Source organism: Caldicoprobacter sp., from assembly GCF_047459465.1.
GTDB lineage: Bacteria > Bacillota > Clostridia > Caldicoprobacterales > Caldicoprobacteraceae > Caldicoprobacter.
In genome coordinates, this window is sequence record NZ_VSCO01000129.1 from 1 (window position 1) to 4,952 (window position 4,952).

The 4,952-nt window shown below is 44.2% G+C and carries 5 protein-coding genes and 1 riboswitch; of the genes, 1 reads left to right on the forward strand and 4 read right to left on the reverse strand.

Features of this window, described 5'->3' with window-relative positions:
• Window positions 1-37: 37 nt before the first annotated feature.
• The 4 genes from FWJ59_RS07820 to FWJ59_RS07835 form a co-directional block, all read right to left on the reverse strand.
• On the reverse strand, window positions 38-547 hold the full coding sequence (locus tag FWJ59_RS07820) for a hypothetical protein (protein ID WP_414481391.1): 510 nt from the start codon (window positions 545-547) through the stop codon (window positions 38-40).
• Window positions 548-552: 5 nt separating this feature from the next.
• Complete coding sequence (locus FWJ59_RS07825) at window positions 553-960, reverse strand: DUF4430 domain-containing protein (protein WP_414481392.1); 408 nt, start codon at window positions 958-960, stop codon at window positions 553-555.
• Between the two features lie 209 nt (window positions 961-1,169).
• A riboswitch (cobalamin riboswitch) is annotated at window positions 1,170-1,347 on the reverse strand.
• Window positions 1,348-1,529: 182 nt separating this feature from the next.
• On the reverse strand, window positions 1,530-1,922 hold the full coding sequence (locus tag FWJ59_RS07830; RefSeq protein WP_414481393.1) for a bactofilin family protein: 393 nt from the start codon (window positions 1,920-1,922) through the stop codon (window positions 1,530-1,532).
• Between the two features lie 42 nt (window positions 1,923-1,964).
• The gene (locus FWJ59_RS07835) at window positions 1,965-2,921 is read right to left on the reverse strand and encodes a M23 family metallopeptidase (protein WP_414481394.1); all 957 of its coding nucleotides are present in this window, start codon (window positions 2,919-2,921) and stop codon (window positions 1,965-1,967) included.
• Window positions 2,922-3,223: 302 nt separating this feature from the next.
• On the opposite strand from FWJ59_RS07835, the gene putP reads away from it, so the two are divergent.
• Window positions 3,224-4,783: a sodium/proline symporter PutP gene (gene putP, locus FWJ59_RS07840; RefSeq protein WP_414481395.1), complete on the forward strand. Its 1,560-nt coding sequence runs from the start codon at window positions 3,224-3,226 to the stop codon at window positions 4,781-4,783.
• Window positions 4,784-4,952: the final 169 nt, after the last annotated feature.

A 4,952-nucleotide genomic window follows, 5' to 3' on the forward strand; every position in this document is an offset into this window, starting at 1 on the left:
TTATCGGCCTATCGTCAATTGCAACAGCCGGATAAACTCAACTTACCACGCCAAAGAAGCGCTCAACCTGGGCTTTGAGTATACGGCTAAGGGGCTTGAAAAGCAAGAGTACAATTATATAATTGGATGCACCGTGTACCACATCAAAGAGGATGCCTCGCAGCCAATAAGCAAACCCGTGTGCCCAACCATAAAAGAAGGATTCAAATACGGCAAAAAACGCTCCGAACAAAAAGCCGAATATGCCGGCTATGGCCGCATAGCCAAATTCCGATTTAAGCTTATCCTTCAGCAGCCAGGTAACGATGATCAACACCGGCCAGACAAAGTAGTATCCTAGCACCCAGGTTGAAAAACCATGGATGAGTATTTCTACAGTAACAAAGATCACCGATGCCAACAGACTCCGCTTTATGCCAAAGGAAACGGTATACACCATAAACAACAAGGTCACTATCTCGACGTTGGGAATAAAGCTCAGCGCCAATTTTCCCACAGTGATTGATGCGCTGAGCAGTGGGATCAGTGCAATGTCGCGTGCCCTCATATCTCTCACCAAGTCCTGAGCTCAAATCTGTATACATCGCCATCTTTAAGCGGAATCTCCTGAGGCCCGGCGGTAGCATCCTCCCCGTTTACGGTAATGTGGAAGTATTCATTTTCGGCTTCGTTGGCGATATAATTCATCATCCCGGTCACCATCACGCCAACATCAAACGATTTGAAACTGACCCCAAGCTCATCCTCCTTTTCTTTCAATAGCTCATACAGGAATTGGTGTTCCGTATCATATTCAAACGTCTTATCGATATTTTCTTTAGATATCACCACCTGGATGGTGACATGCTTTTTTCCTTCCTCACCCTTTGGAGCGATAAAAGCTCTGTAACCCCAGTATATCCCAACGACCAGCAATAAGACCACAACTATAGCCACCATCTTTTTATTCACACTGTTCATCATAAATTCCTCCCTTTCTTTCATGTCGCTTTAACCTTCCTCAAAATGTTAGCTACAGCTACTCTCTAAAAACCGTGGTTTAACAGCTCTCGGACGCAAAATTAAAGTCCCCTTTCTACCATCAGCCGAAAGGGGACTAAGTCGCTCTGCGACACAGAAAAGTCCATTCACCATGCCGCATAGACAACACCCCCCATCCGCGTGGAGTTAACGGTGTTTTCAGCATGGGCAGGTCTTCCGGCTCAGCAGTAATACGCGATTTCGCCTTCCCAGTTTCCCAGTGGCACATGAAATCGCTAAACCTGCTTCACGGCGGCGGGACCGCACAGGATTTTCACCTGTTTCCCTTTTAATGCAATAAATGCAACCCATGCCACACAATATTTAATTTTGCTTCATTATACTATATAACTATATTACAAATTTAAGACAAATTCAACACCAATTTTCCATTAAGCTCTATAGACTTCACAGATTCTTGTATTTTCATAATCCAAGTTTACTCGATAACAAGAAATACGTGCTATAATTACTTACTACATACCAGCTTACAGATTTACTACAGTCACTTAGGCACCTGGCTGTTCCTCCTCGTCAACGCCGCTACCGTCCCCTGCCTCGCCAACATGGCTCATGGATATTTTGCCATCGAAAAAGGCCCCTTCATCCACTGCAAAGCTACGCGCTTTGGCATCCCCCTTTAGCACGCCTTCCGAAAATACCCTTAAGAAGCCCGAACAGTGTACATTGCCTTCCACCATGCCGGATATGTAAAGATTATTGGCCATAACGTCTCCCGTAACCGAAGCGCCTTTGCCTATAACCACATCCCCTTCTACCTGCAGATTACCTTTTACATTGCCATCGATATGTACACTACCCTCGGACTTTATGTCTCCGTCTATCGTTGTACCCTTCCCTATGACGGTGTCGATATCTTTATCCTTCTTTTTAGAAATCATCCATATCCCCCCTACCATTGGCTTATTTAACTCACGACAATATTAATCCAGGCTTATGTAATTTAAAGGATCTACTGGCACATCGTTTATCCTTATCTCAAAATGCAGATGTGGCCCCGTGCTCCTACCGGTACTGCCCACCCTGGCAATTATCTCTCCTTTTTCCACTTTTTGTCCTTCTTTCACCAGCAACCTGGAAGCATGTCCATAGTAGGTAGTTATGCCATAACCATGGTCAATGATGACCAGATTGCCGTATCCGCCTTTTCTCCCGGCAAAAACCACCTTGCCGGCTCCCGCTGCCCTTATTTCGCTGCCATAAGGTGCAGCAATGTCCAGCCCGCTATGAAACCGTTGGATTTTCCAAAATGGATCTTCCCTATACCCAAACCGATCCGATATTCTACCTTGAAGTGGAACAAAATCCGGCAAGGCTTCAGCAAAACGGTCCAACAAAAGGCGCGCATCCAATAAGACATCATTAGAAGATTCCAGCGCCAAAATTGAACTCGCTTCCATAATTTTGCTTTGCAGGCTGATAAGATCGGATACAAAACTCTTATCGCTTCTACCATCCGCTCGGCTGGCCAACGTTTGCGTCTCGGCTGTCACTATGTACTTTTCGGTAATTCCCTTATACTTTTGCACTATTTCCTCATACAAGTCTGCCAGCTGTTGTATCTTCTCCTTCATGAGCAAGTTATTATCGGTTATATCCTTTATTTGTTGGTCATTCTTTTTGATTATTTGAAGCTGGGCGCGATTGACTTCATGAAGCTCAATGTTATTGGCCCTCAACTCATGGTTTTCCTGCAATAAATCCCTTGCAAAAACTCCTGCCGTCAAGACCCCACATAAAATCATGCACAGCATAGCCGACACGATAAGCTTGGGATAATAGATTTTAAGCGCTTTTGAATTGCCACCTGCAGATGGGACGATGATTATAGTTATGTGCCTTTCTTTTGTCTTGACTTTCGCTTTTGTACCTCTATCCATAGGTTACCACCTTGTAAGAAAATATAATCCCCCATAAAAAACAAAAGTGCTTTACACCTTCATCGCTTGTACTATTTTCAATAATGAGTTGCTGATTATACCGAATTAATTATAGCACATTGATATGTAAATTTCCATATTTTCACATGGTGATGTGTGGTACTAATGAAAAAAGCAATCGTCCAATTTAATTATTATACAATTTATCTGAACAGGTGTTGAAGTGCCTTAAAGATTTGCATTATAATAATATAGTTATTATGTATATTTATGCACACGAGAAAAGGAGTGAACTCCATACCATGAATGATGACAGATTCCAAATAATCTTCGCCATGGCCATCTATATATTGGCCGTTATAGCCATAGGTCTGTATTATGCAAAGCGTGCCAATCAAAGCACCCATAATTATCTTATTGGAGGCAGGTCCTTGGGGCCTTGGGTTACGGCAATGGCTGCAGAAGCCTCCGACATGAGCGGATGGTTGCTCATGGGATTGCCCGGCGTGGCTTACTGGTCTGGGTTAGGGGAAGCCTTCTGGACCGCTGTTGGACTTTGCATAGGCACCTATCTCAACTGGTTGTTGGTGGCAAAGAAACTGCGGATATATTCTCATCTAGCGGGTGACGCCATTACAATACCCGACTTTTTAAGTAACAGGTTTAAGGAAAATAGGAAAATAATAATGGCCACTGCAGCGTTGTTTATACTCATATTTTTCACCGTCTACGCTGCCAGTTGCTTTGTAGCTGTGGGTAAACTATTTAGCACGCTGTTTAAGATTAGCTACATCTATGCCATGGCCATTGGTGCCTTGTTTGTGGTATCATATACCTTTATAGGAGGATTCCTCGCAGAAAGCGCATCGGACTTTATGCAGGGTACCATAATGTTCTTTGCCCTTACCGTTGTACTCATATCCGGTATATTTGGCGCCGGAGGATTTGGAACCATTGTCAACAAAGCACAGGCCATTCCAGGGTTTCTTGACATCTTTTCGATAGCACAGCCCAGAATTGTGGATGGTGTACAGTTAACCCAAAATGACATACCTGTATTTGATAAGCCAATTCGTCTCGACTGGCTATACATCGTCTCCACTCTATCCTGGGGGCTTGGCTACTTCGGTATGCCCCAAGTGCTGGTAAAGTTTATGGCCATCAATAAATCGGAAAACATAAAATTTTCCAGGAGAATAGCCATCGTATGGGTCATTGTATCCCTAACGGCAGCCGTGGTAATAGGTATAACCGGAAGGATACTTTTCCCCAGTGCCTTTTTGACATCCAGCGCCTCGGAGAACATATTCATACTGATGTCCACCGAATTCTTCGTCCCAATAGTTGCGGGCATTACTCTTGCAGGCATACTCGCGGCAACCATAAGTTCCGCTGATTCGTATCTCTTGATAGCAGCATCTTCCCTATCCAAAAACATATTTCAGGGAATATTCAATAGAGAAGCCGACGATAAAACGGTTTTGCGTATCACCAGGCTGACTTTGCTCATCATATCCCTCATTGCCATGGTAATTGCACTGGATGAAGACAGCGTCATATTCAGGGTGGTAGCCTTTGCCTGGGCAGGATTTGGAGCCACCTTCGGGCCCATAATGCTGTTCTCCCTTTACTGGGAAAGGACCACCAGAGCAGGCGCCATAGCCGGCATGATAGCTGGTGGTACAACCGTCGTTATATGGAAGCTCCTCAACCCATTGGGAGGGATATTCAAGATATATGAGCTGCTCCCGGCATTTGTCATATCCTGCGTTGTGATCGTTGTGGTGTCTCTCATGACCAAAGAACCCTCCGAAGAAATAAAGAAAGAGTTTAATCTTGTAAAGACATACAAGGCAGTCTAAACAGGGCTGCCTTGTACTGTTTTGGGCAAATTTAATAAAAAAACTTATTGTATAAATTATCGTGTGTAGTACTTCCTCACCAACCTCACCAGCGCCTCTACCACTATCCCGCCCAATATCCCTATTCCCATGATGAACATATAAGCCATGATGGCCACAAGGTCAGTCC

What these genes read in the sequence shown, in the direction of transcription:
- FWJ59_RS07820 (WP_414481391.1), bottom strand. Translation starts at nt 547, where the DNA reads ATGAGGGCACGCGACATTGCACTGATCCCACTGCTCAGCGCATCAATC.
- FWJ59_RS07825 (WP_414481392.1), bottom strand. Translation starts at nt 960, where the DNA reads ATGAACAGTGTGAATAAAAAGATGGTGGCTATAGTTGTGGTCTTATTG.
- FWJ59_RS07830 (WP_414481393.1), bottom strand. Translation starts at nt 1,922, where the DNA reads ATGATTTCTAAAAAGAAGGATAAAGATATCGACACCGTCATAGGGAAG.
- putP (WP_414481395.1), top strand. Translation starts at nt 3,224, where the DNA reads ATGAATGATGACAGATTCCAAATAATCTTCGCCATGGCCATCTATATA.
- FWJ59_RS07835 (WP_414481394.1), bottom strand. Translation starts at nt 2,921, where the DNA reads ATGGATAGAGGTACAAAAGCGAAAGTCAAGACAAAAGAAAGGCACATA.